Below are 23,171 nucleotides of genomic sequence, written 5' to 3'. Positions count from 1 at the left end.
ACATGAGCGGGTGAGCGAGCGTTATATCGATGACAACGAAAGTATTTTCATGAAATGCGGGGACCGGGTCGAGGATATTTTGCTGACGGTCGCGGGCCGATACATCGGCAATAATCCGCCGCATCCGATGGCTTACCGGGCTTTTTGCGCCGACGGCATTTTGAAGAAGCACGATTACAGCTATGATTTCAATCTGACGGAGCGCTTTCCGGAGATGCGGAACGGCCAGCATGTGTACGCTTGGAGCAAATATTGGAGCGATGCGGAGGCGCCGCTGAATTTTATTTTGCACTGCTACGGGCCGCTGACGCTGTACGCGAACGGCGCTCAGATTTATAAAGCGAATATTGCCGATGAGCTGAACAGAAAGCGGAGAACCGTAGTGACGATTCCGCTGAACAAGGGATGGAATCATCTGGCGTTCCGGTTTACGAAAACGGAGGCGGGCTGCGGCGGTTCCCTCGGGCCGGGCTCGTACAAGAGCAATCCGGTTCATTTCCTCGCCCCGTCGCCTGAACGGTCCGGGCACGAAGGATGGATTTATACGGAGCCGCAGGATACGGTCTGGAGCACGCTGCCGGGGGAAGGCAGCAGCGAAGCCGATGGCGGCGTGAAGTGGTTCCCCGATCTGCGATGGAGCGGTTCGCAGCAAGCGGACGGCCCGATAGCGCGGATATTCGGCGATTTGCAGGGCAAGTACGCGCTGGCTTGGACGAAGCTCCGCTCGCTCTCGGCCTCACTCTCGCAGGAGCCCCGCCAGGTGGAACTGACCGGCCGCGCCTTCGGCGCCACGGCGATTTATTTGGCCGGCCGGATGCAGGCCTCCATCGAGCAGCCGGGCCCTTTCCGCGCCGTGCTCAGCCTGTCTTGCGGCCTGCACGATTTGACCGTGCAGAGCTTCGGCGCCGGGTTCGAGCTGGACCCTCTGCCTGAGGGCGTGCAGTTAGTTGAGCCGTATCCGGTGCATGGGAACAAAGACACCTGGCTGTATTTGGGTCCTTTCGCCGCAGATGAGGCGATGCCGAATCCCGCCGAGTCCATGCATTCGCTGGTGGATACGCGGGAAGGCGGGACTTTCTCGCGGCTCGACCAGCCGAATACACGGGTGCGGCCATTCGCCGAAAACGCGCTGTTCGGCAAATGGAATTACCCGCTGGGCGTGACCCTCTACGGCATGCTGCAGACGGGGAAGCTGCTGGACCGCGACGACCTGCGGCAGTACGTTTATCAGCACATTGAAACGTGCACCCGCCTGTACGGGTATGCCAAATGGGACAAGGAACAATACGGCGCCTCAGGCGTATTGAACACATTGGCGACGCTCGACAGCCTTGACGACTGCGGCTCCTTCGGAGCCACGATGCTGCTGGCGCTGCAGGAGCGCGAGCTGCAAGGCGCGGAGGCGATCGCCGACGTGATAGCGGATTATATCGGCAGCAAGCAGGAGCGCCTGCCCGACGGCGCCTTGTACCGCAAACCGCGTCATGTCGACTTTCCGAACGCGACGCTGTGGTGTGACGATCTGTACATGAGCGTGCCTTACCTGTGCCGCTGTTATCAGCGGACGGGCGAGATCGGCTTTTTGGATGATGCGGCCAATCAGTTCGTGCAGTTCAAAAAGCGGTTATTCATGCCCGAGCGGCAGATCATGTCCCATGTTTACGATTTCGGTATAGACAAACCGACGAGAATCGCCTGGGGGCGCGGCAACGGCTGGGTGCTGTTCTCGCTGTCCGAACTGCTGGAGGTGCTGCCGGAGCAGCATAGCCGCCGCAAAGAGCTCCTTCAATTTTTCAATGAATTGTGCGAAGGCTTTTTGCGTCTGCAAGGCCACAGCGGCCTGTGGCATCAGGTGCTCACCGAGCCGGAGTCGTATGAGGAAACATCCTGCACCTCGATGTTCCTCTACGCCTACGCGCGCGGGATACGCCACGGCTGGATTGACGATGCGGACCGATACATGCCGGCCATTCAAAAAGGCTGGAACGGGCTGGCCCGCATCTCGATCGATAAGTACGGAAACGTGTACGGGGTGTGCCGCGGATCGGGCTACTCGTACAGCGTCGGCTACTACAAGGACGATCTGCCTTGGCTGCTCAACGATACGCACGGCATAGGCATCGTCTTGCTGGCCGGCATTGAAGTGCTGAAGCTGCAACGGTTTCTCGCCGACACCAGCGTCAAAGCCACCTGAGCTGCCGGAGACGCAAAGGCCGCCGGAGGCGGGGCCAGCACCCAAAGCCACCTGAGCTGCCAGGGGCGCTGAAGCTGCCTGAGTCAGCGCCAATCCGGGACCGGGGCGGTATACTTCTGTCAAGCGGATTGCATCGTTAGAAGGAGGCCCCGGAAGAATGCGTTGCCAAAACGATGCTTCGCCAGCCGCACGTAAAAAAACTTCAAAAATCTGGCTGCTGAGAAAACATACATTGGAGAGGCGCATCCCTTTGGCGCATTGAAAACCTGCAAAATCTGATTGTTGGGCGCAGCTGTTCTTCCCCAACCCCCACCTCTCCTGTACGGGTCGCAACGGTGCTCAATAAGGGGGATGAGGCAGCTTGGGTAGGGAGAAAACCTGCGAAAGTGCAGGTTTTTTCCGTGAAATCGGCTAATTGGGGCGAAAAACCTGCAAAAGTGCAGGAATTTTTGCTGAAAGTGAATCTGAGCCCATGTTTTCGGTGAAAAGCCTGCACAATTGCAGGAATTCTTCGCAGCTAGCGATCAAGGGCGCAAATTCATGTATTTTTGCAGGTTTTCTTGGTGCAGCCAGGCGAGTTTGCGACTGGCTCTGGCGTGCAGATTTCTGAGCAGCCTGAAAAATACACCTTTATGCTCCTTGATGTATTTGCCTCGGAACTGTTCCTGCAAATCTGCAGGCTTTGCAAGCGAGAGGCAGGCAAGCAGGGGGGGCACGAGAGGGAAGTAGGAGGCCGTGCCTCCATTCCCCGAACTCAACATGCAGCCGACCCACCGCCGTCATGCAGCGTAACACCGCGCACTGGAAACTGCGCGCGGCGAAAAAAGAGGCTGCCCCAAAAGCGTGCGCATAGTATGGGAACGGCCCAAAAATCGAGCAAAAGGACCTCAAATTCCACTATCAAGTGGAGAATGAGGTCCTTTCTTCAGGTGAAATTTCGAGGCAAAGGGGCAGCCCCTTTTTCCGCTATGTTAGTTCGTGGAAGTGCTGTCCGTTGCGTCTGCGGCAGGCGCTTCCGGTTTTTGGTGCTTGTCTTCAACGAATTTTTTCAGCGTATCGGTCAAGCTGTCTTTGAGTTTGCTGATCAGGTCGTCTTCGCTAATTCCTTTGGCCGCTGCAATTTCAGCGATCGTCTTGCCGGAATCCAGCTCGGTTTTCAGCTCATCCTGCGTGATGCCCAGAATCGTCGTCAGCGCCTCAGAGTTCCCCAGGAAACCGCCGCCGAAGCCGCCGCCACGATGACCCTCGCCTCCGTTTTCTTGTCCGCCTTCAGGTCTTGCGTTCTCGATATGCTGTTTCAGGCGGGTCGCAAGATCCGCGGTGATTTTGTCCGCTTCCGCTTGCGTGATCGTGCCTGCCGTAACTTGGGCAGCGATTGCCGTTTTCTGAGCGTCAGTCAGCTTGGCCAGGAAATCATTCTCCGTCAAGCCGGCCGCTTGCGCGATTTCCAGCAGCGTCTTGCCTTCTTTCAGCGATGCCTGGATCGTGCTCACGTCTACGCCCAGCACGGTTGCCGCCGTTTCGTCGAGCTTGCCGCCTTGGAAGCCGCCGCGTCCGCCCTGCTCACCGCCGCGGAATCCTTCGCCTTTGTTGCCGAAGCCTTTGTTTTCAATTTGCTGCTTCAAACGAGTCGAAAGATCCGTTATCAGCTTGTCGGCCTGCTCTTGCGTCAGCTTGCCGGCCGTCACCTTCTCGTTGATCGCCGTCGTTTCGGCGGCAACCAGCTTCGCCAGGAAATCGTCCTCCGTCAAGCCGGCCGCTTGCGCGACTTCAAGCAGCGTCTTGCCTTCTTTCAGCGACGCCTGAAGCGTGCTCTCGTCTACGCCCAGCACAGCTGCCGCTTCCTTGACGATGCTGCCTCCGTAGAAACCTCCTTGGCGGCCGCCGCGGTCTTTGAAGCCGTCCGATTTTTGAACGGTCGAGCCGCTCACTGTATCGGCATACGCCTGATTATGTAGCGCTCCGACAAAACCTGTTCCAAGAACAAAAGATGCTGCAATCGTACCTGCGAGAATTTTTTTGCTAATAGTTTTCATATTGTTATTCCACCTTTTCGAATGTTTTTGTTGTTTACAAGACCAAGTATAGGCCCCTTTCCTGAATCCCCCCTGAGCGCCGACTTAATAAACCATGAGCGTTGCCTGAGGGTTTCCTGAGTCCGGCTTCCGTCGCATGAAACGCAAAAAAACTGCAGTTGTCTGCAGTTTGGCAAAGTCCGGCTGCTGTCAGGGAACAACACCAGCCTGTTTATTTTTCATATCCGTTAGGGTTGTTGAATTGCCAGCGCCAGGCGTCCGTGCACATGTCTTCAACGCCTTTCTCGGCAAGCCAGCCTAATTGCTCGCGCGCTTTCGTTGTGTCCGCATAGCACGTAGCCACATCCCCCGGCCTGCGCTCCTCGATGCTGTACGATATTACTTTTCCGGAAGCTTTTTGAAAGGCTTCGACCATTTCAAGCACGCTATAACCCCGGCCGGTACCGAGATTATACGCCTCGATCCCGCTCCTGGACAGCAGTTGTTCCAATGCTTTTAAATGCCCTTTGGCCAGATCGCTGACGTGAATATAATCCCTGACTCCGGTTCCGTCTACGGTCGGATAATCGTTCCCGTATACCCGCAGCTTTTCCAGTTTGCCGATAGCCACTTGGCTCACATACGGCATCAGATTGTTCGGCACGCCGTTCGGATCTTCCCCGATTCGTCCGCTGGGGTGCGCTCCGACCGGATTAAAATACCGCAGCAGCGATATGCTCCAGCTGTGATCCGAGATGTACAAGTCCTGCAAAATCCGCTCGATCATAAGCTTCGTTTGACCGTATGGATTCGTCGCGCCGAGCGGAAAATGTTCGTGAATCGGCACCTGCTCAGGCACCCCGTAGACAGTTGCCGAGGAGCTGAACACCAATTTGCGGACATCGTATTTTTGCATGACATTGCACAGAATTAATGTGCCGGTAATATTGTTGTGGTAGTAAGATAAAGGAAAAGAGACCGATTCCCCCACTGCCTTTAACCCCGCAAAATGGATCACCGCTTCGATCGAATGCTCGCGAAACACCTGTTCCAGCCCCGCATAGTCGAGCAAATCCAATTGATAAAACGCAAAATCCTTCCCCGTCAGCTCACGGACCCGCTCAAGCGCCTCCGGCTTGCTATTCATCAGATTGTCGACAACGACGATCTCATAACCCTTGTCAAGCAGTTCAACACAGGTATGGCTGCCAATATAACCTGCTCCGCCAGTTACTAGAATGGACATGATTTCCGTTCCTCCAATTTACGATTTCATTGCGCCGGCGCATCTGCATGCAGCCTTTTTCCAACTTAATGGATTTATGCCATTTTAGCAAATACCAAAAAAACGCCCCACCCTTCTCAAGGAAAAGGATCAGTGCGCTCCGGTAACAAATGCATGATTACACAACGACTTTGCCGGACAGGTCATTATTGGCAGCCCCGGCGTTGATGTTCGTATATTTGGTTAACCCTCTGTCCAACTGTGCGAATGACCCTAAATAAGCTTGCACTTCACCAATTGTTAACCCCAAGCTGCGAGCCTCGCGAATCATTTCTACCCAGTCTGAATCCAAGGGATTGCGTTCCATACCCAATTGCACAAATACTTTGGACATACTATTACCTCCAATGTGAAGTTTGTTTGCAAAAAACCATCTATTAACGGTTTAATAGATTGGGTCGGTTGCACCACTAACTCCACATGCTCCAGGTGCCCACATACGGCGCATGTATCAAAGTATTCCCATAATTAATTATCCAATTGCGGAATAGATCTCAAGGCCTAAGACTGAAACATTTCTCATCAACCTAAGCCTATTATACAACGACCTTCTCCTAAATTCCACCAAAAAATTTGAAAAAAAACTGCTAGGTCATTATTTTTTAGGAAAATGATACTAATGTATCCGCAATAGATAAGTAATTAGTAGGATGCTTACTTGTTGTTTTCCTGGTTTTTCTTCCATTTGCTGAATTCCAAAAATTCGCGAAACTGCTCCTTCGTTACTCCCGAATCCATCGCCTCTTTGACTAAATCCTGCCACTGGCTGTCCAGTTCTTCTAGCACTTTCGGCTGTTCTCCGTGCAGGATCAAGTCGAGCGGCACGTCAAGCGCAACCGCAATTTTTTCCAAAAATTGAATGGACGGATTTTTCTGAATATCTCTTTCCATATTGCTTAAATAAGATTTGGCGACTTCAGCCTTGGCAGCAAGCTCAGATAAGCTGAGTTTTTTTTCTAGCCGTAATCTTTGAATCCTTTTACCAATCACACTTATCATCTTCCTTTTTGCTTTATTCACCATGTTTACGCATATTATAGCAAAGTACCCCTGCCCAGACTATCGCTATATTTTCCAACCGCATACAATTTTCAGAAAAGAAAAAATGCATCTGCACAAAAATGGAGAAATAAAAGCGGTTAAACTTCTATTTGCCATTTAAGGAGATGCATTTCGAAGGCCTACCCCCGGTGTCCGGCGGGTTGCACAAAACAAACTTCGCCCGCCGGACTCTCAGCGCCGCCGTTCACTCGCCGGGGTTCGTCAAGCGCCATTTGTTAAACTCAAGGAATTCTTTAAACTGGTGCTTGTTAATACCGGATGACATAGCTTCTTTAATAAGCTGATACCATTCCTGATCCAGTTCTGCGACATTCGTTTCCGGAGCTTCTTGATCAAGAAACCTGTCTACAGGCACCTTCAGAACGGAGGCGATTTTCTCGAGAAATTGTATCGACGGGTTCTTTTGAACATCACGTTCCAAATTGCTTATATATGATTTGGCCACGCCGGCCCGCTCTGCCAGCTCGGACAGAGACAATCCCTTTTCCTTGCGAAGCTGCTGTACTCGAGTTCCTATCATCAAGATCTTCCTTTTTTTAACGATGTAATATATTCCATGCTATCTGACAGCCGCTTTGTGCCGTAATGTGCTTTTCATACAATCGATAACTCTCGTCTGCTCCTCTTCCATCATCCCGGACCCTGATGGCAAGCATAAGCCGGTGTTAAACAATTTCTCGGAAACACTTTCGTTCTCCGCATGCCGGTAATATGCCGCTCCCCCAAAAAGAGGCTGCAGATGAAGCGGTTTCCAAACCGGACGGGCTTCGATGTTTTCTGCTGTCATTGCTTCGAGTATGGATTTGACGCTTACGCCATGTTGTTCCTCATCCAGGGTGATCACGGTAAGCCATCGGTTCGACCTTGTGTTCTCCAATTCAGGCATAAATTGTATGCCCGGGATGCCGGATAGGCCCTGCCGGTACTTTTCGAAAATGGCTCTTCGAGCACTCACCCGCTCATCCAGTACGCCCAATTGCGCGCGCCCAATCCCTGCCAATACGTTGCTCATGCGATAATTAAAGCCAAGCTCCGAATGCTGGTAATGCGCGGCCGCATCCCTGGCTTGAGTGGCCAAGAAACGCGCTTTTTGCAAATCATCCAGATCATTGGAAACAAGCATGCCTCCGCCGGACGTCGTAATAATTTTGTTCCCGTTAAAAGAATAGATGCCGTACTTGCCGAAAGATCCGCTCGCTTGTCCTTTGTACGTCGAACCTAGCGACTCCGCTGCGTCTTCGATCACGGGAATATCGTATCGATTGCATAATGCAAGGATCTCGTCCATTTTCGCGCTTTGTCCGTATAAATTCACCACGATAATGGCCTTGGGCAGCTCTCCCTCACGGTCCGCATCCGCTAATGCGCGTTCCAACGCATCAGGCGACATGTTCCAGGTCTCAGGCTCCGAATCGATAAAGACGGGCACGGCCCCCTGGTAAACAATCGGGTTGGCGCTGGCTACGAATGTCAAGCTCGAGCAAAACACTTTGTCGCCCTGTTCCACGCCCAGCAACCGCAAAGCAAGATGAATGGCCGCTGTTCCAGAGCTTACGGCAGCTGCGCCGTTCATTCCGACATAGGCGGCAAGCTCGCTCTCAAAAGCATCGACATGCGGTCCTAGCGGAGCAATCCAGTTCGTTTCGAAGGCTTGGGCTATGTATGTTTGTTCCTGGCCGCTCATATGCGGAGCCGATAAATAGATTCTTTTTTTCTCCGATGTCACTTGCAACGCACCTTTCCTTCCAGAATGTTGAATTAAGATATATGAAATATAGTAATTTCCGGTCTGCAAAACATGCGGATCGGTAAAAAGCTGGTGCCGATCCCGCGGTTCACGTATAAAGGCATCCGCCTGTCTCCAATGGCGTACAATCCGTCTACATATTTTTGTCCAAGTTCCGGGGTGAAAAATGGCTTGGAGAACGGCTTGCGAATTTGGCCGCCATGCGAGTGTCCCGAGAATTGGGCGTTCACACCGAAACCGGAACAAATATCCGCAAGATCAGGCTCATGTGCCAGCAGCAAAACGCAATCTTGTTCCGACTTCCCTTGCAGCGTCTTCTCGATATCGAAGTGGCCGAACATATATTCATCCACACCTGCGATACATAAGCGCTGCCCATTTTCTTCGATATAGCCGTGCGCATTGATCAACACGCGAAAATTCGAGTTTTGCAGCATCTGAACGGCTTGATCCCTCGCTGCATAATCGTGGTTCCCGAGGACAGCCCACTTTCCGCCGCGCGGCGCGCGCAGTTCCTGGAGCAAGGGCAGCACCGACGGCGACGGCGTTTCCAGCCACTGACGGTCCAATAAATCGCCTGTAAAAAACAGAATGTCAGGCTGTAAATCGTTGATCATCCGCACGACCCGGCGGAACGATTCGCCATCGTAATGAAAGCCGAAATGTGTATCGCTGAATTGAACGATTTTCCAACCCTTGAAGGCTTCGGGCAGCTTGCCGATCTTGAGATCCACCTTGCGTATCTGATACCAGAATCGCTCCCCGATGGCATCCGCGGTTCCCACTACGCCTGATCCGAGCAAAATCAATCCCGCTTTTTTCAAAAAACTTCGCCGGGATATCTTCTTTGGCTCAGTCATGTGCGGGCTCCGGCAGCTTGCTGATCACCTTCGCGGGAGTTCCCACGGCGGTGCTGTGCGGCGGTACCGGACGAATGACAGTAGCGCCTGCCCCAATCACGGACCATTCCCCGACCGTCATTCCCGGAATGACGGTTGCTCCCGCGCCTATCATAGCCCCTTCCGCTACCTTCACATCGCCGGTCAATGTTGCGCTGGGCGCAATATGAGCATAATCCCCGATGCGGTTGTCATGCTCGATGACAGCAGCCGTATTAACGATGGCATGGCGTCCGATTACAGCATCGGCCTGAATAACCGCATTCGCCATAACTACCGTTCCTTGGCCGATTTGAGCGCTCGGGCTGATCACCGCTGTCTTATGGACAAGGGTCAGGTAATATGCATCCGCTACATTCAGTCGCGAAACAACCGCTTGTCTAATTCTATTATTTCCGATAGCGATAATGAACTTCAGTTCTTCCAGTTTGCCCATCACCTGCTGCGCTGCAGAGACAGGACCTTTGAACACGCCGTCTTGCAGCGATAAATCATCATATTTATCATCAAGGAGGGCTCTTATGGTATAGCCCTCTCTCGCAAGTATCATATCGCGAATAACTTTGCCGTGCCCTCCCGCACCGACCACTGCGATGTCCAGCTCAACCACACCCTTCGCTAAGAGAGCTTCGTCCCCCTGAATTTCTCCATGGTGACATGATTATCTTGACTGACTCCTTCGGATTTAAACACTTTATAGAAAGTTAACATCATGATTTTCAAATCCAGGGCAAAGCTTCGATTCTCTACGTACCATACATCCAGCTTGAATTTGTCTTCCCATGAAATCGCATTCCTGCCGTTAACCTGAGCCCAGCCCGTGATCCCCGGCCTGACCAAATGCCGTTTGGCCTGTTCCTCGGTATAGAGCGGCAAATAGTCCATCAACAACGGCCTTGGGCCGACCAGGCTCAAATCGCCTTTGATCACGTTGACCAGCTGCGGCAATTCATCCAGACTAAATTTTCGCAAAATTTTGCCGAAAGGGGTTAGCCTCACTGCATCGGGCAGCAAGTTCCCTTCGCTGTCTCGCGCATCCGTCATAGAACGAAATTTATATAAGTAAAACGGCTTGCCGTGTAAACCGGGACGCTCCTGCTTAAATAGAACCGGCGTACCTAATTTGTTTCTGACCAGGACAAACAATACGGCGATCAATGGAGACAGCAGCAAAAGCATCGTGAAGGAAACCAATAAATCGAACAGCCTTTTCATCTTATCAACTCCTTTGCTTCTGAGCGGCACATCATATTACAAGTACAAGTATTTGCTGCCATAATAAATATTCAGGCTGATGACACTCTCGTAATAGTAGTAAAGGAAATAAAAAACCATGATCAGATAATAAATAAATTTCTGATGTCTCGTGACAAACACCTTCACGACCCAAGGGATCAGAATAAGACTGTACAAACCGAAATAGATGCTGAATCTCGCAAAAATCCACTGCTGCGTCGCGATAAGCATAACGACAACATTCAGCAAGCACATATTGACGATGATATCGCTTTGCGGAAAAATGCTCCTCAGCTTATCTCTTCCGATAAAAGCAAGGACCAGCGGCGCAGCCGTCACAACGACCCGCAAAAAATTGGCGCCGTGCGTTTCGAGATTCTGGTATTCGCTGTATTTCGTATCCTGGATCACCGTGAACAGAGCTTGTGAAAATTGGCCGAAGCCAAGCACGAATATGACCGCTATCGCCAGGAATATGTAAGTTTGGTACGTCCACGCTTTTCGCCTGACAATAAAATAAATGGGCACGAGAATAAGCGCGGATTGATGAATAGTCGCCGCCAAAAGAACGACGGCCATATACTTCTTCCAATTTCCGTCCAATATATATTTGGTTGCCGCAAAGAGCAGGGCAGCTGCAAGAAACTGCCTGATGCCGTTCATGGAAACCAGGAACATTCCGCTTGTAATGTATAGAAAGACACTCAGTTCAAACAATCTCGCATATTTATATAGAACAATCAGAATACATACATTTGTTAATAAGGCTACTACGAAGATCAGGAGCTGCGGATCAAGCGATATTTGCTGCAGCAGCATCTGAAATAAATTAAACCCGAAATCCGCGCTAAACAAGGCGCTGTACAAATTGAAGTGATTGGTGCGGTAAGAGTACATATAGAAAACCGTATCGCCGATGTTGTTTCTGAGACCGGAAACGAGAACTATAATGGCGATAACGATGAAAACAAGCATCCTGTTCGGCCGAATATAGACCGGACCAATCGGGATCGGTTTAGCGACGAATCTGGCCAATAATGAAATCATATACACACAGCATAAAGTAATCCAAAATATCGTCATTCCGCGATCCCTCTCATGATGCAAGCAAAACGTTGCCGCATTTTTATGCAAGCGTCCTATTCTTGTTTTGAATATATACATAGAGCATTACGCCCAGCGGCGTCGCCAATAACGTCGTCCACTTGCAAGGCGATTCCAACAAATATTTGCGGTTGCGGATCATCAGATTGCTGGATACATAATGTACCGCCTCTCTGAATCTCTCCTTATAGGAAGTGGCGTATTGCATGGCGACTTTTCTGAAAAATGAAAAGCCCCGGGGATTTCTCACATATTGTTTGAGCATATTCAAACTGGAGCCGTCGGCCAAATATTCTACATGACATAGAATTTCATTCATGACCAGCAACGGGCACTCTTGATCGATGAGAACATATTTGTAGCTCAGCGGACAGTATTTCTCGCCCGGAAAAATCGGATACGGCGGGCATTTCCGGGTGAGCTCGGTCCGGTACACCAGCTTCTTGTCTCCTCGAACCTTGTGCTTCGCATACAAATCGGTAAGCGTCGAAGCCTTCAGCCGTTCGGGCATCGGGGTTCCGATGATCGCTCCGTCCGGCGTCGCATCCAATCCGACAATTCCGGCGTATTGCTCGCTTCCGTGTTCTTTCCAAAAGGAAATAATGCTCTCCACTGCATTATCTGACATATAATCATCTGAATCAATACAAACATTAAGCTCTGTTTCGATTAGTTCGTAAGCGGCATTATGTGCGCCATGCATCCCTAAATTATTTTGATAATGATAGCGGATGTTAACGATGCCCTCGGAAATCCAGGAATGGACGAGCTCCTTGGTGTTATCCTGAGAGCCGTCATCGATGATGAGCCATATAAAATCTTTGCTCGTCTGTCTCGCTAAACTGGCGTAACAAAGATGGAGCGTATAGGCTCGGTTATACGTAGGTGTGAACACGGTTAAAGTGGGAACCACGATAATTAAACCTCCGGAACGTTACATGCTCTTATATTGCAAATAATAGTCTGCCAGCCATTTTGACATCGTTTGGGTGTCATAACCGTTCGCGCTTAATTGCCCCGAGGTATCCGCATGCTCATAGGAGGAGTCGAGAATCCGCTGCGCCCAGGTATCCGTCGATTCTTGCAGGCTTACAAAGCGGACGCGGCCGGTCACATCGGTTTCTTTGGTGATGGCATCCGACACCACGCAGTGCAATCCGGCAGCCTGCGCTTCCACCAGGACGACGGGCAGTCCTTCGAACAAGGATGGAAACAGAAACAAATCCATGCCTTGCATCAATTTTGGAATATCGCTTCGCACGCCCAAAAATCGAACGCTGCCCGATAAACCCGACTGCTCCACTTTGGTTTCGATCGAAGCCCGCAAATCACCGTCGCCTACCAATAACAGCAGCGCATCCGGGCGCTTCTTATGAACGGCTTTGAACACGTCAATGAGAAAACTGTGATTCTTTTGTTTATTGAATCTTCCAATGTGGCCCAAGACCAATTGTTCTCCAATACCCAATTCGGCTCTTATCTCCTTGCGGGCCTCTTCATCATACTTAAAGTCCGCCACGTTCACCGCATTATTGAGAACTGTAACTTTGGGGGCCGACTTCTCTCCGAACAACCACTCACCGGCTTTGCGCGAGCATGCGAAATATTGGTTGGGGTGATCTTTCATCGCATATCTGGCATACAAACGGAAAGGGAGCTTCAAATCGATGCCAAGATCGCTTAAATGGCTATGGGCGATTCGGCAAGGAATTCCGGCCTTATTGGCCGCCCGAAGCACGAAGCTGCTGTTCTCGTTAATGTGCGAGTGCACGACCCGATATTCGGGATGCTCCGCAAAGAAATGATCCAGCTTGCTAAAATAAAGCCGGTAATTGCCTGGCCTGATTTGCGGCATCCGAAAGATTTTGCCCCCAAGGCTCTCAATTTCTTGATCGTAATGCCCTTCCGAAGACCGGTGCACCATAAAATCAAATTGTATGCTGCTTCGGTCCATTTGCCGATAGTAATTCATCAGCATCGTTTCCAATCCGCCGCGGTTCATATGGGTCACTACCTGCAATACACGTATCGGTTCCATATATTCGCTCCTATCTAACCATCTTTCTAAGCTGTTCTATGGCTACAAGCATGAAGTAGTATGCAGGTGTAATACCATATTTCGCACAACCATAAAACACTCTCCAGACAGCTGAAAAATGCTTCATCTCCAATTGCCGAAAGGAACGCTTGACCCGCTCGTCGTTGACGATGAGGCGAAGCATGCGCATCTTCCGCCATACTGAGGCCTTATTGCCTTTGCTGATCGTATTCAGACCGAGCCCCAGGGTGTTTAAACAAATCCGGTTGTTCAGCGCAGCATGAAAATCCGCATTCAGTTTCTTCTCGATCAGCAAACTTTCGATCATCCCGTAGAGGGCAAACCATTTATGGTGCAAATCCGGTTTATACCCCGTTGTCAATGAACCGGCATTATCGCGCCAGTAGTGGTAGTAAGGTTTGTTCAGAAATACAAATGACTGAGCGTAATAGAAGGCGTGTATATTAAAAAGAGAATCCTCGTTGGTGCCGATCAGGCTCAGGTCAACGAACCGCAGCTGCCGATCCTTGATAAGCTCGCTCCGGTACAGCTTTGACCAGACGGTGCCCCAGGCGTCCAGCAGCTCCGGACTTGCCACTTCTTCGGACAGCGGACCGACCAGACGTCTCATTACTTTAGCTTGAACGTCTTCATTGCGGTAACATACCTTCTCGGGAAGCTGGAACTCCTTCACTTTGGCATGCGTACCGAACTCCCGCATGTAGCCGCACATGACAATATCCGCTTTTTCGTCGATTGCGGTCGTATACATCCGCTCGTACATATCGGTATCCGCCCAGTCATCCGGGTCTACAAATCCGATGTAATCTCCCGCAGATGCCAGAATGCCGTCATTTCGCGCAGCGGAGACCCCTCCGTTCGGCTTCTCAATGACCACAACCCTGCTGTCCTTGCTTGCGTATTCGCTAAGGATAGCCCCGCTTCCGTCCGTCGAACCGTCGTTTACAGCTATGATTTCTATATCCGACAAGGTCTGGGCAAGCAGGCTATCGAGACACCGGCTCAAATAATTCTCCACATTATATATAGGCACGATGATACTGACTTTTGGAAACATCTGAATCCCCCAACATGTACCGGGCATATATTTCGCTTAACTCCGATCCGACTTGCGAAAGCGAGTATTGCTGCACCCGGAGCAAACTTTCAGCCTGCATTTGATTCCGCCGGTCCTTCGATCTCCAGAGCTCCAACAGCCGTTTAGCCATCAGTCCGAAGTCTTCATGCGGCACCACGTGACCGTTCACCGATTCTTGAACAAGTTCGGCATGGCCTCTGTTGCGACTGGCGACAACGGGCAACCCGCACGCCATGGCTTCCATAATATTCACAGGCAAGCCCTCGCGAATGCTGGAGGCGACAGCTATATCGCACACCGGCAAAATCCGATCGATATCTTCCCGATAGCCAAGAAATACGACTCTGTCCGATATCCCCAGCTTTGCGGCAAGCTCCCGGCATGCTTCCTGCAGCGGCCCTACTCCGGCGAGCAGCAGGTTCATGTTAGGCGCTTCGTCCTTGATAGCTCCTAACGCTTGTATGAGGAGCTGCTGGTTCTTATTTTTATTAAACTCTGCTGCATAAAACATCAGGAAGTCATCCGGGCGATAGCCCAGTTCCAGCCTCATTTCCCGCTTCTTCTCTGCCGCCGGTTTAAACCGCTCCGTGTTCACGCCTACGCCATGAACATGCTCTATTCGCTTGGCCTTAAAGCGATGGTCCACCGCCAATTTATAATCTTCTCCATTGATCGTAATCAAGCAATCGGTCACTTTTGCGAGCATCTTTTCGATCGGGTAATAGATCAGCCAGTTGAGGAGAGGCGCTCCTTTGCAAAAATGAAAGCCGTGCGCCGTGTACAACACATTCGTGCCGATATTCCTTCTGGCGGCACTTGCAGCCAGGCGGGCAAGCACGCCTCCTACAGGAGTGTGGCAATGTACGATGTCGTATTTTTGATTATCGATGATAGCCTTAAGCTCGCGGTAAGCCTTCAAGTTCTGCCTCCGGAACGGAGAGCGGTGAATGGGAAGATCGTACTTCCGATCCACATACGGAAGCTCCATGTTCCCGTGTGCGGCAACGTGCACCTCCCAGCCTTGCTCCTGAAACCATTTCATATGCGGCAAATGGAACGCCTTGAAATGATAATCCACAGTCGCAACAAACAATACTTTTCCAGCCATTGTCCCCATCCGTTCACAGTCCATAAAATTAGTTGCGCGCTGCTTCTTTGTCCATAACTTGAGTAAGGTAATCCAGCAAATGGCTTCGCAAATCTTCCCGCTGCAAGGCGAATTCGATGGTCGTTTGAATAAAGCCTAATTTCTCGCCCACATCATACCGAATCCCTTCGAACTCATAGGCGAAAACCGCTTCATGCCGGTTCAACTGCGCAATGGCATCGGTAAGCTGGATTTCACCGCCGGCTCCAGGCCCCTGATTTCCCAAAACCTCAAAAATCCGCGGACTTAAAATATAGCGTCCCATAATCGCCAGATTGGATGGCGCTGATCCCGCCTGCGGTTTCTCAACCAAGTTGCTGACGTTGTATATCCGCTCGTCCATCGCTTTCCCGTCTACAATTCCATATCTGGAGACTTCTTCGTCCCTCACGTGCTTGACCCCGATGATGGAACCGTGATAGCGGTCATATTGTTCGATCATCTGCAAAAGGCAGGGCTTTTCCGCAGAGACGATGTCGTCTCCGAGCAATACGGCAAACGGCTCATTGCCTATGAATTTACGCGCGCACCAAATCGCATGCCCGAGACCTTTCGGCTCCTTCTGGCGGATATAATGAACATCTACCATATTGGAGGATTTTTGAACCTCGCTGAGCAATTCGTATTTCTTCTTTTCCAATAAATTTTGCTCCAATTCAAAAGAGTTATCGAAGTGATCCTCAATAGCTCTCTTGCCTTTGCCCGTTACGATGATAATATCTTCGATCCCCGACTCCACTGCTTCTTCGATAATGTATTGAATCGTCGGCTTATCTACGATAGGCAGCATTTCTTTGGGCATTGCCTTGGTCGCAGGCAGAAACCTTGTGCCTAACCCGGCTGCAGGAATGATCGCTTTTCTTACCTTCATTATGACTGTGAACCCCTCTTCTTCATTCAAATTACGGCAGATACAAGCTTGTTGCGTTCTACTCTGCCATTGGCTACGTCGAGCAGCAGATTTTTCAGCGTTTGGATGTCAAGAGTCGGGTAGATCTCGATGATTTCCTCAATCTCCGATATGAAGAGATCCGCCGTCTTGCCTATATAAATTTTGGGGAATACTTGTTGCTTATGAACCTCGTCTTCCGCTAACAGTTCCTCGTACAGCTTCTCGCCCGGCCTCATTCCATTGAACTCGATTCCGATATCCTCAATAGAGTTCCCGGACAGCTTGATCAGGTTTTTGGCCAAATCGACGATTTTGACCGGTTCGCCCATATCAAGGACGAAAATCTCCCCGCCCCTGGCCAAAGCTCCCGCTTGAATAACCAGCCTGGATGCTTCCGGGATCGTCATAAAGTAACGAACCATGTCAGGATGAGTGACCGTTACCGGCCCGCCATTTTGAATTTGTGTTTTGAATCTCGGGATCACACTGCCACGGCTGCCCAATACGTTACCGAAGCGAACAGCGACGAACGTCGTGCTGCTAATCGTATCCATGTGCTGGACGATCATTTCCGCCAATCTCTTCGTAGCTCCCATCACGCTGGTCGGGTTAACCGCCTTATCGGTAGAGATCATAACGAATTTCCCTACGCCGCTCTGGCTTGCCGCCCTGGCGACATTCATAGTCCCGATGACATTGTTCTTGACCGCTTCCTCCGGATTGCGCTGCATCAACGGCACATGCTTATGCGCCGCGGCGTGATACACAACATCCGGCCGGTGGAACTGCATCACTTCAAGCATTTTTTTGGCGTCTTGGATATCCATGATTTCCGTATAAAACTTGATGTTCGTATGTGCAAACATTTCCTTTAATTCTATTTCCGCCGAATAGATGCTGTTCTCGCCATGCCCCAATAAAACCAGCTTCTCCGGGTGGAATTGGGCAATTTGACGGCAAATTTCGGAACCGATGGAACCGCCCGCCCCTGTTACCAGCACAACTTTGTCTTTTATGTATTCCGAGATACTGCCCATGTCCAATTCAACGGGCTCCCGGCCCAACAGATCTTCGACCTGTACATCCCTGAACTTGCTAACCGATACCTTCCCTGTAACCAGGTCTTCCAGCATCGGAAGAATTTTGGTTTTGGCTTTTGTTTTCGCGCATTCCTGGAAAATGGCGTTGAGCTGTTTTTTGTTTAATGACGGGATGGCTATAATGATGTTGTCGATTTTCAATTCCTGAACGATCCGCTCAATTTGGCCCGTTCCGCCCACCACCGAAATTCCTAGTATATCCAGGTTCTGTTTTTTCGGATTATCGTCAATAAATGCGATCGGCTTCAATTCCGAATCGTTGTTCTGAATTAATTGTCTCGCTACCATAGTCCCTGCGGCCCCGGCCCCGACGATCAGCGTCCGTTTTTTACTGTCATCCTGCCTGATATAAGTATCGCGGAACATTCTCCAACCGAAGCGCGAGCCCCCGATCAAAAGCATATGCAGCATCCAGGTCACGCCCAGCAAGCGAAGGAAAGTCGTATCCAGCATTATGAGTTGTACGAATCCCGTAACCAGAATCGAAAAGGTCACTGCCTTCAAAATAATGAGCAGTTCTCCGACACTCGCGTATTCCCACGCTTTTTTGTACAACTTGTACACAAATGAGAAAAAATGATGGCTTAGCAGCAGTACGAGCGCACTAATGATGATGGGTACCGTGATCACATGGACCGTGGCGTTCACCAGAAAACTGCTGAAGAAGACAGCGGTTAACACGATCAACGAATCCAAGGAGATTAATAATGAATACCTCTGGCGATATGTCAAACGATTTCACCCTTTCGGATCATTTTAAAACTATTTAATCGTTACCATTCTTTATAAAGAACAGCGAAGGCAAAAAAAATATGGAAAACAGGTATACGATTTCTTTAAAACGGATCATAGCAGAGCATTTTTTGAAAAATACCGTACGATGAGCGGAGTACAGAAGTGCCGCGGCGAACTTTCACATCAGTTACAGTTCAATTGTAGTTCTTTATAAAGAACATGTCAATTCATAAATTAACCGTGAGTTCGGACACTTAGTTATCACGCTTTAAGCAGATGATGAATCTTGCTTGCGAGGCGATCCATTTTCCAGCTGAAATAATGTTTCTTTTCAAACCTGTGGCCGTCAACGGCTATTAGCCACTTATTGTCATTGATTTTTAATTGGTCGATATGATGCATGCCGTCTTTTCTCCAGTCATTCTCCTTATTCGTGCCGCTTAAAACCGTATCGATCCGCTCTTCCGCAAAATCGTCTTCCGTAAGAGTTGTGATTTTAAACAGATTAACCGAATGCCCATAGTAAGGCTCGCCTTGCTGCGTATACCTGTAGATCGCATTGTTATCCACAATGACTCTTCCGCCCGGACGAGTAATACCTATGTCGCTTTTAATCAGGGGGCTTTTCTTATGCTCTTTCCAATCTCCTTCGAGATTTTGCGAATGAAATAAATGTAAGTGCCCATCTATGCCGGCCAGCATCCACCACATCTCTCGATATCGGAATATGGAAGGGTCCGCATATTTACTATGCAGCAGCTCATGAGCGATCTCCCACTCATACGGAAAGTTTGTTGCTCTGTATAACAGCACCTTGGTCGCGGCAATCGATTCCGGCAGCATATAAATTTCGCCTTGAAACGCAAACACTTGCGGATAGGATAAGTGAAACTTTTCCGCTAATATGATTTTCTCGTAAGTCCAGTTCTCTCCGTCCGTGCTTGTGGCTAAGCCTATTTCTCCTTTTTCAGTGGCCTTATTGTACACTTCAAAGAACAAGTAAATGGTAGAGCCGTGTTTGTATAAGAACGGATCCGCGACTAATTCCGCAGCTGCATCGGTAATATCCGAAGCTTGCAAAGTCGGCCGGCTTAATTTTTCGTCCATTGGAGCGTCCTGGATAAAGTTATCGGAGCTAAATACACGGATCGACCATATGTGCGAATCCATAACCCGGTTGTATCTTTTCACGAGCAGCATCGTCATTCCGACAGCTACAATTGCGATCAAACATTGAACCATGAGCAACCCTCCTTTAATGTATGATATGGATGAATCAGGAAGACATCTTCTCTACTTTCCTCTTTTTACCCAACTGCGCGGCCTTCTCAAACACCATGCCGGCCATCCGCCTGGCGATCGTCCATATATACACAAACTCTCCCGTTTTACGAAAAATAGCTACATAAATGAGGTTCGGCACAACAAATGCGACCGCACCGGTCAGTATTAGCTTCCACAAGTTATCCGGAGCAATCATCCGGCAAATCAGACTCGTCGCCACGCAGGTTCCTAATCCAATAACCACATAGAAGAAATAGGTTGCAAAATACGTTCGTAACGGTTTGTTAAATACCTTCTTATAGACAAGATACGGAGTTGTCCATACGGGAATGACCAGAGTGCTGATCAGCGTCCCCAGAAATACACCGATAATCCCCCAGTACTGCACCAGCCAAATGGAGAATCCGAGATTTACAGCAGCTTGGCATAAAGGCGCATAACGATCCTCATGAAAAATACCGGCGGTCGTTTTCACCGTTGTAATGGAATTTCTCATGCCTCTCTCATAAAATGTAACCATAAGAACAATCAGCACCGCGTGGTCCATAATAAATGAAGGACCTATCCACAGCGAAATAAAAGGCTCCGAAATCACATAGAGGAATATCGCGAAAAACGAATACAGCCAGAAATTCACCAACCAGTATACTTTATACACTTGATAAACTTTATCCTGGCTTTCCTTGGCTACCAAATTGCCCACGCTGTGGTAGATATTGTTGAATATCTGATTAATGAACGTTCTGCATATTTCGATGAGCATATTGTAGTTGGAATACAAGCCTACGGCCGCTACGCTGACAAAAGACGAAATAATAATATTATCCGTGCCGAAAATTAAATAAGCGCCGATATTTTGCAGCAGGATTGCTTTAATATTTTTAGTGATGCTCCTCTTGATCTCAGGGTCCAGTCCCTCTCTTGTTTTCTCTTTCAGGAACGGGTATCTCCGATCAACGAGCATGAACATAATGAACCCGTTGGCAATCGTAATCACACTATCGATAACCAGATATAAGATGTAATTTTGCGTGAATTGCAAAAGAACGATTTTCAGAAGCATCGAAAGGATCGAGGAGATCGAATAGATTCCGGTGATGATGTAACCCTTTTGATTTACGTTTAAGAACGAGCTTTTATATTGAAAAAAATAAGGCGCAACCGTGTTGATCAGAAAAATCAGGTAGATCCAATGCAGGTTGGATACATTCGCATCTTTGACGAATAGATGAAGGAACGGCATCAATCCCAGACCCAGCAGCAGGATGACTAGCGCTATGATCCGGTATGCTTGTTTGTACAAATGCATGAGAGCCTTAATTTTTTCTTTGTCGTTATCCGCAACAGGTTTATACAAGCTGTATATAATGCTCGATCCAAATCCGGCCTCAGCCAAAGAAAGCATAGCCAAGATGCTCGTAAACAACCCGTTCACACCCAAATAATCTAAACCAAGGGTATGGATAAACACTGTCCTCGAAAAAAAACTAAGTATCGTAATCAGCAGCTGACTACCTAACCCGGCACTTATATTGAGTATGGAATGTTGTATTCTCATGTTAACTCCCACTGTTGGCTGCTTTTATTCAACATAACCTATTGTATTACGAAGCTCTCTGTACATGCTTTCCTTATCGGCAAGGGAAACCTTTCCGTTCAAAGTGAAGCTTTTGTCATACACTTTTGCCTGTCTCATTAGTTCGTTACTTTTTTCCAGATAGCTGTAAATCGTAGAAATGACTTTGGCGGGGTTACCGGCAACAATACTGTCTTCCGGTACCGATTTTGTAACGATGCTCCCAGCCGCAACGATAGAATTCCGGCCAATTGTAACTCCAGGCATGATTAATGCTCTTGCACCTATAAATACATTATCTTCAATAGTTATACTTCCAAGCTTTGTATAGTTAATTAACTTTTTAGTGCTGGCATCATGTGCCAATAAATAAGCCTCCGGAGCAATGGTGACGTTATTGCCGATCTGAATTAACCAACAATGGGAATAATCAAAAACAACACCTGGCTGAATAGCGCAGTTATCCCCTATTTTCATCCCCATTTTAATATAATCTTCCATCCACTTTTCTTCTAAAATAACTTTTCTTATTCTGGCCCTTAGAAAATTCATCATTTTCATTAGCATGAATGTACACTACCTTATATTTCATAATTTGTTCATCATACGAATACAGAAGCCCTGGGTGAACGGCAAAATATTAAACAACATGGAATACACGCCGATATCCTTCGTATCGCCTTGGGAGAAATCCACGGCTCCGTTTCGTCTCGTTACCTTCATCAGGTATCCGATCGCCCGGTCGGAGCTCTCCGAACAGTCCTCCGAAATCGCTTCGATCTTTGCCGCGTTCAGCAAAAACCAGCCAAGCGTAGCCGTAGCCGAAGAATCCGGCCGGGATTCCGCTCTGGTAACCGTCCAATTCCAATTCCCGCCGGGTTGTTGGAACGAAATAACGGCTTTGGCGAATCTCTGTACACTTCCCTCCAATACGGACTTATAGGCATGGTCTTCGGAAAGCTCGTTCCAAGCATCGATTAAACCGATGGCGAACCAGCCCAGTCCTCTCCCCCATCCATACAGTCCAAGAGGCGCCTTGTTGTCGATCTGGTAAGCATGACAAGGTATAAAGTGCCCGTCCAGCATTCCGTATTGCTCATACGCCTGGATTTGCTTAATGGCCAAGTCTACACACTCTTCCTTGTTGTACCTGAGCCCATAAGCGATGAGAAAAGGGCATATAAACCCGATCGTGTCCACATACCGGTAGCTCTGCATAGCTTTTCGATAAGCAGCAGTCCCATCTTTGCCGATATGCTCCCTGATCAACTCCCAAGTGGCGTCCAAAGCCGGCTTGTAGACATCGATGTCGATAAATTCGAGCTTCATGACCGCGTAAGCGAGAATAGCTCCATCCACATGTACAGGCTTGTTAACCCATTGGCCGTCCCGGTCGAATTTTTGCTGCAGATACGATTGAATGCTCCTCTTAGCTTGCGCATCGTCATGATGCCGTACATATTCGGCTAAGCCAAGAAGCAATGACGCTTCCTGCCAGTGCTGAATGGCACTGCTGGAATAATTGCCTTTGATCATATCGATAGCGACTAATCTTGTATTGTCGGTCACCTTCATCTTCGGCGTATTTGTCAGCCACTTCATGCCGGTTGCCGTAATCGCTTGATTCCACCGCCGCTTGTCGTCATACCGCCCAATATGGATTCGGCTTAGCCAATCCGTGCCGATAGGAATCAAATCCACCAATAAAATGAGTATAAGGATGCCAAGCGCAGCCCAGCCTGCTATATGAATCATCGT

Annotated in this window: 21 protein-coding genes and 1 riboswitch; of the genes, 1 reads left to right on the top strand and 20 read right to left on the bottom strand. The window is 49.3% G+C overall.

The window, feature by feature from the left end:
* The first annotated feature begins 10 nt into the window (after nt 1-10).
* Nucleotides 11-2,194, top strand: coding sequence for a glycoside hydrolase family 88/105 protein (locus AC3G2T_RS14120; protein ID WP_488435858.1), 2,184 nt, complete (start codon nt 11-13; stop codon nt 2,192-2,194).
* 971 nt (nt 2,195-3,165) lie between these two features.
* On the opposite strand, the gene AC3G2T_RS14115 is transcribed toward AC3G2T_RS14120, so the two are convergent.
* The 20 genes from AC3G2T_RS14115 to AC3G2T_RS14020 all read right to left on the bottom strand — a co-directional run bounded on the left by AC3G2T_RS14115 (nt 3,166) and on the right by AC3G2T_RS14020 (nt 23,168).
* Nucleotides 3,166-4,230 (bottom strand): hypothetical protein, encoded by a 1,065-nt coding sequence (locus AC3G2T_RS14115; protein ID WP_488435857.1) that lies wholly within the window; start codon nt 4,228-4,230, stop codon nt 3,166-3,168.
* Nucleotides 4,231-4,441: 211 nt separating this feature from the next.
* Nucleotides 4,442-5,455, bottom strand: a complete 1,014-nt coding sequence (gene galE / locus AC3G2T_RS14110) for a UDP-glucose 4-epimerase GalE (RefSeq protein ID WP_488435856.1) — start codon at nt 5,453-5,455, stop codon at nt 4,442-4,444.
* A gap of 157 nt (nt 5,456-5,612) precedes the next feature.
* Nucleotides 5,613-5,828, bottom strand: coding sequence for an anti-repressor SinI family protein (locus tag AC3G2T_RS14105; RefSeq protein ID WP_474682651.1), 216 nt, complete (start codon nt 5,826-5,828; stop codon nt 5,613-5,615).
* A 53-nt stretch (nt 5,829-5,881) separates the two neighbouring features.
* A riboswitch (cyclic di-GMP riboswitch) is annotated at nt 5,882-5,965 on the bottom strand.
* Between the two features lie 183 nt (nt 5,966-6,148).
* The gene (locus tag AC3G2T_RS14100; RefSeq protein ID WP_488435950.1) at nt 6,149-6,484 is read right to left on the bottom strand and encodes a helix-turn-helix domain-containing protein; all 336 of its coding nucleotides are present in this window, start codon (nt 6,482-6,484) and stop codon (nt 6,149-6,151) included.
* Nucleotides 6,485-6,740: 256 nt separating this feature from the next.
* Nucleotides 6,741-7,076, bottom strand: coding sequence for a helix-turn-helix domain-containing protein (locus AC3G2T_RS14095; RefSeq protein WP_474682653.1), 336 nt, complete (start codon nt 7,074-7,076; stop codon nt 6,741-6,743).
* 39 nt (nt 7,077-7,115) lie between these two features.
* Nucleotides 7,116-8,240, bottom strand: a complete 1,125-nt coding sequence (locus AC3G2T_RS14090) for a DegT/DnrJ/EryC1/StrS family aminotransferase (RefSeq protein ID WP_488435949.1) — start codon at nt 8,238-8,240, stop codon at nt 7,116-7,118.
* A 74-nt stretch (nt 8,241-8,314) separates the two neighbouring features.
* Nucleotides 8,315-9,163, bottom strand: coding sequence for a metallophosphoesterase (locus tag AC3G2T_RS14085; protein ID WP_488435855.1), 849 nt, complete (start codon nt 9,161-9,163; stop codon nt 8,315-8,317).
* Nucleotides 9,156-9,803 (bottom strand): acetyltransferase, encoded by a 648-nt coding sequence (locus tag AC3G2T_RS14080; protein ID WP_488435948.1) that lies wholly within the window; start codon nt 9,801-9,803, stop codon nt 9,156-9,158. The genes AC3G2T_RS14085 and AC3G2T_RS14080 overlap by 8 nt, the downstream gene beginning before the upstream one ends.
* A 17-nt stretch (nt 9,804-9,820) precedes the next feature.
* Nucleotides 9,821-10,417: a sugar transferase gene (locus tag AC3G2T_RS14075; RefSeq protein ID WP_488435854.1), complete on the bottom strand. Its 597-nt coding sequence runs from the start codon at nt 10,415-10,417 to the stop codon at nt 9,821-9,823.
* Nucleotides 10,418-10,453: 36 nt separating this feature from the next.
* Nucleotides 10,454-11,521, bottom strand: coding sequence for an EpsG family protein (locus AC3G2T_RS14070; RefSeq protein ID WP_488435853.1), 1,068 nt, complete (start codon nt 11,519-11,521; stop codon nt 10,454-10,456).
* 43 nt (nt 11,522-11,564) lie between these two features.
* Complete coding sequence (locus AC3G2T_RS14065) at nt 11,565-12,455, bottom strand: glycosyltransferase family 2 protein (protein WP_488435852.1); 891 nt, start codon at nt 12,453-12,455, stop codon at nt 11,565-11,567.
* A 21-nt stretch (nt 12,456-12,476) separates the two neighbouring features.
* Nucleotides 12,477-13,580 (bottom strand): glycosyltransferase family 1 protein, encoded by a 1,104-nt coding sequence (locus AC3G2T_RS14060; protein WP_488435851.1) that lies wholly within the window; start codon nt 13,578-13,580, stop codon nt 12,477-12,479.
* Nucleotides 13,581-13,590: 10 nt separating this feature from the next.
* The gene (locus AC3G2T_RS14055; protein ID WP_488435850.1) at nt 13,591-14,658 is read right to left on the bottom strand and encodes a glycosyltransferase family 2 protein; all 1,068 of its coding nucleotides are present in this window, start codon (nt 14,656-14,658) and stop codon (nt 13,591-13,593) included.
* A complete protein-coding gene (locus AC3G2T_RS14050) occupies nt 14,621-15,787 on the bottom strand; it encodes a glycosyltransferase family 4 protein (RefSeq protein WP_488435849.1) in 1,167 nt (388 codons plus the stop codon). Before AC3G2T_RS14050 ends, AC3G2T_RS14055 begins: the two co-directional genes overlap by 38 nt.
* Before the next feature lie 28 nt (nt 15,788-15,815).
* Nucleotides 15,816-16,700, bottom strand: a complete 885-nt coding sequence (galU, locus tag AC3G2T_RS14045) for a UTP--glucose-1-phosphate uridylyltransferase GalU (protein WP_474682810.1) — start codon at nt 16,698-16,700, stop codon at nt 15,816-15,818.
* A gap of 23 nt (nt 16,701-16,723) precedes the next feature.
* On the bottom strand, nt 16,724-18,550 hold the full coding sequence (locus tag AC3G2T_RS14040; protein ID WP_488435848.1) for an SDR family NAD(P)-dependent oxidoreductase: 1,827 nt from the start codon (nt 18,548-18,550) through the stop codon (nt 16,724-16,726).
* 264 nt (nt 18,551-18,814) lie between these two features.
* Entirely contained in the window at nt 18,815-19,795 is a 981-nt protein-coding gene (locus AC3G2T_RS14035) for a glucosamine inositolphosphorylceramide transferase family protein (protein ID WP_474682662.1), read from the bottom strand.
* Nucleotides 19,796-19,829: 34 nt separating this feature from the next.
* Nucleotides 19,830-21,395, bottom strand: a complete 1,566-nt coding sequence (locus tag AC3G2T_RS14030; RefSeq protein WP_488435847.1) for a lipopolysaccharide biosynthesis protein — start codon at nt 21,393-21,395, stop codon at nt 19,830-19,832.
* A 24-nt stretch (nt 21,396-21,419) separates the two neighbouring features.
* On the bottom strand, nt 21,420-21,980 hold the full coding sequence (locus AC3G2T_RS14025; protein WP_488435846.1) for an acyltransferase: 561 nt from the start codon (nt 21,978-21,980) through the stop codon (nt 21,420-21,422).
* A gap of 21 nt (nt 21,981-22,001) precedes the next feature.
* Nucleotides 22,002-23,168, bottom strand: coding sequence for a glycoside hydrolase family 88 protein (locus AC3G2T_RS14020; RefSeq protein WP_488435845.1), 1,167 nt, complete (start codon nt 23,166-23,168; stop codon nt 22,002-22,004).
* Between the last annotated feature and the right edge of the window lie 3 nt (nt 23,169-23,171).

This window comes from Paenibacillus sp. sgz302191, from assembly GCF_057749925.1.
This window is presented reverse-complemented; position numbering and strand designations above follow the sequence as displayed.

Excerpts from the sequence above, each read along its gene's own strand:
- AC3G2T_RS14115 (WP_488435857.1), bottom strand. The coding sequence starts at position 4,230 with ATGAAAACTATTAGCAAAAAAATTCTCGCAGGTACGATTGCAGCATCT.
- galE (WP_488435856.1), bottom strand. The coding sequence starts at position 5,455 with ATGTCCATTCTAGTAACTGGCGGAGCAGGTTATATTGGCAGCCATACC.
- AC3G2T_RS14105 (WP_474682651.1), bottom strand. The coding sequence starts at position 5,828 with ATGTCCAAAGTATTTGTGCAATTGGGTATGGAACGCAATCCCTTGGAT.
- AC3G2T_RS14095 (WP_474682653.1), bottom strand. The coding sequence starts at position 7,076 with ATGATAGGAACTCGAGTACAGCAGCTTCGCAAGGAAAAGGGATTGTCT.
- AC3G2T_RS14090 (WP_488435949.1), bottom strand. The coding sequence starts at position 8,240 with ATGAGCGGCCAGGAACAAACATACATAGCCCAAGCCTTCGAAACGAAC.
- AC3G2T_RS14085 (WP_488435855.1), bottom strand. The coding sequence starts at position 9,163 with ATGACTGAGCCAAAGAAGATATCCCGGCGAAGTTTTTTGAAAAAAGCG.
- AC3G2T_RS14075 (WP_488435854.1), bottom strand. The coding sequence starts at position 10,417 with ATGAAAAGGCTGTTCGATTTATTGGTTTCCTTCACGATGCTTTTGCTG.
- AC3G2T_RS14070 (WP_488435853.1), bottom strand. The coding sequence starts at position 11,521 with ATGACGATATTTTGGATTACTTTATGCTGTGTGTATATGATTTCATTA.
- AC3G2T_RS14060 (WP_488435851.1), bottom strand. The coding sequence starts at position 13,580 with ATGGAACCGATACGTGTATTGCAGGTAGTGACCCATATGAACCGCGGC.
- AC3G2T_RS14055 (WP_488435850.1), bottom strand. The coding sequence starts at position 14,658 with ATGTTTCCAAAAGTCAGTATCATCGTGCCTATATATAATGTGGAGAAT.
- AC3G2T_RS14050 (WP_488435849.1), bottom strand. The coding sequence starts at position 15,787 with ATGGCTGGAAAAGTATTGTTTGTTGCGACTGTGGATTATCATTTCAAG.
- AC3G2T_RS14035 (WP_474682662.1), bottom strand. The coding sequence starts at position 19,795 with ATGGTTCAATGTTTGATCGCAATTGTAGCTGTCGGAATGACGATGCTG.
- AC3G2T_RS14030 (WP_488435847.1), bottom strand. The coding sequence starts at position 21,395 with ATGAGAATACAACATTCCATACTCAATATAAGTGCCGGGTTAGGTAGT.
- AC3G2T_RS14025 (WP_488435846.1), bottom strand. The coding sequence starts at position 21,980 with ATGCTAATGAAAATGATGAATTTTCTAAGGGCCAGAATAAGAAAAGTT.
- AC3G2T_RS14020 (WP_488435845.1), bottom strand. The coding sequence starts at position 23,168 with ATGATTCATATAGCAGGCTGGGCTGCGCTTGGCATCCTTATACTCATT.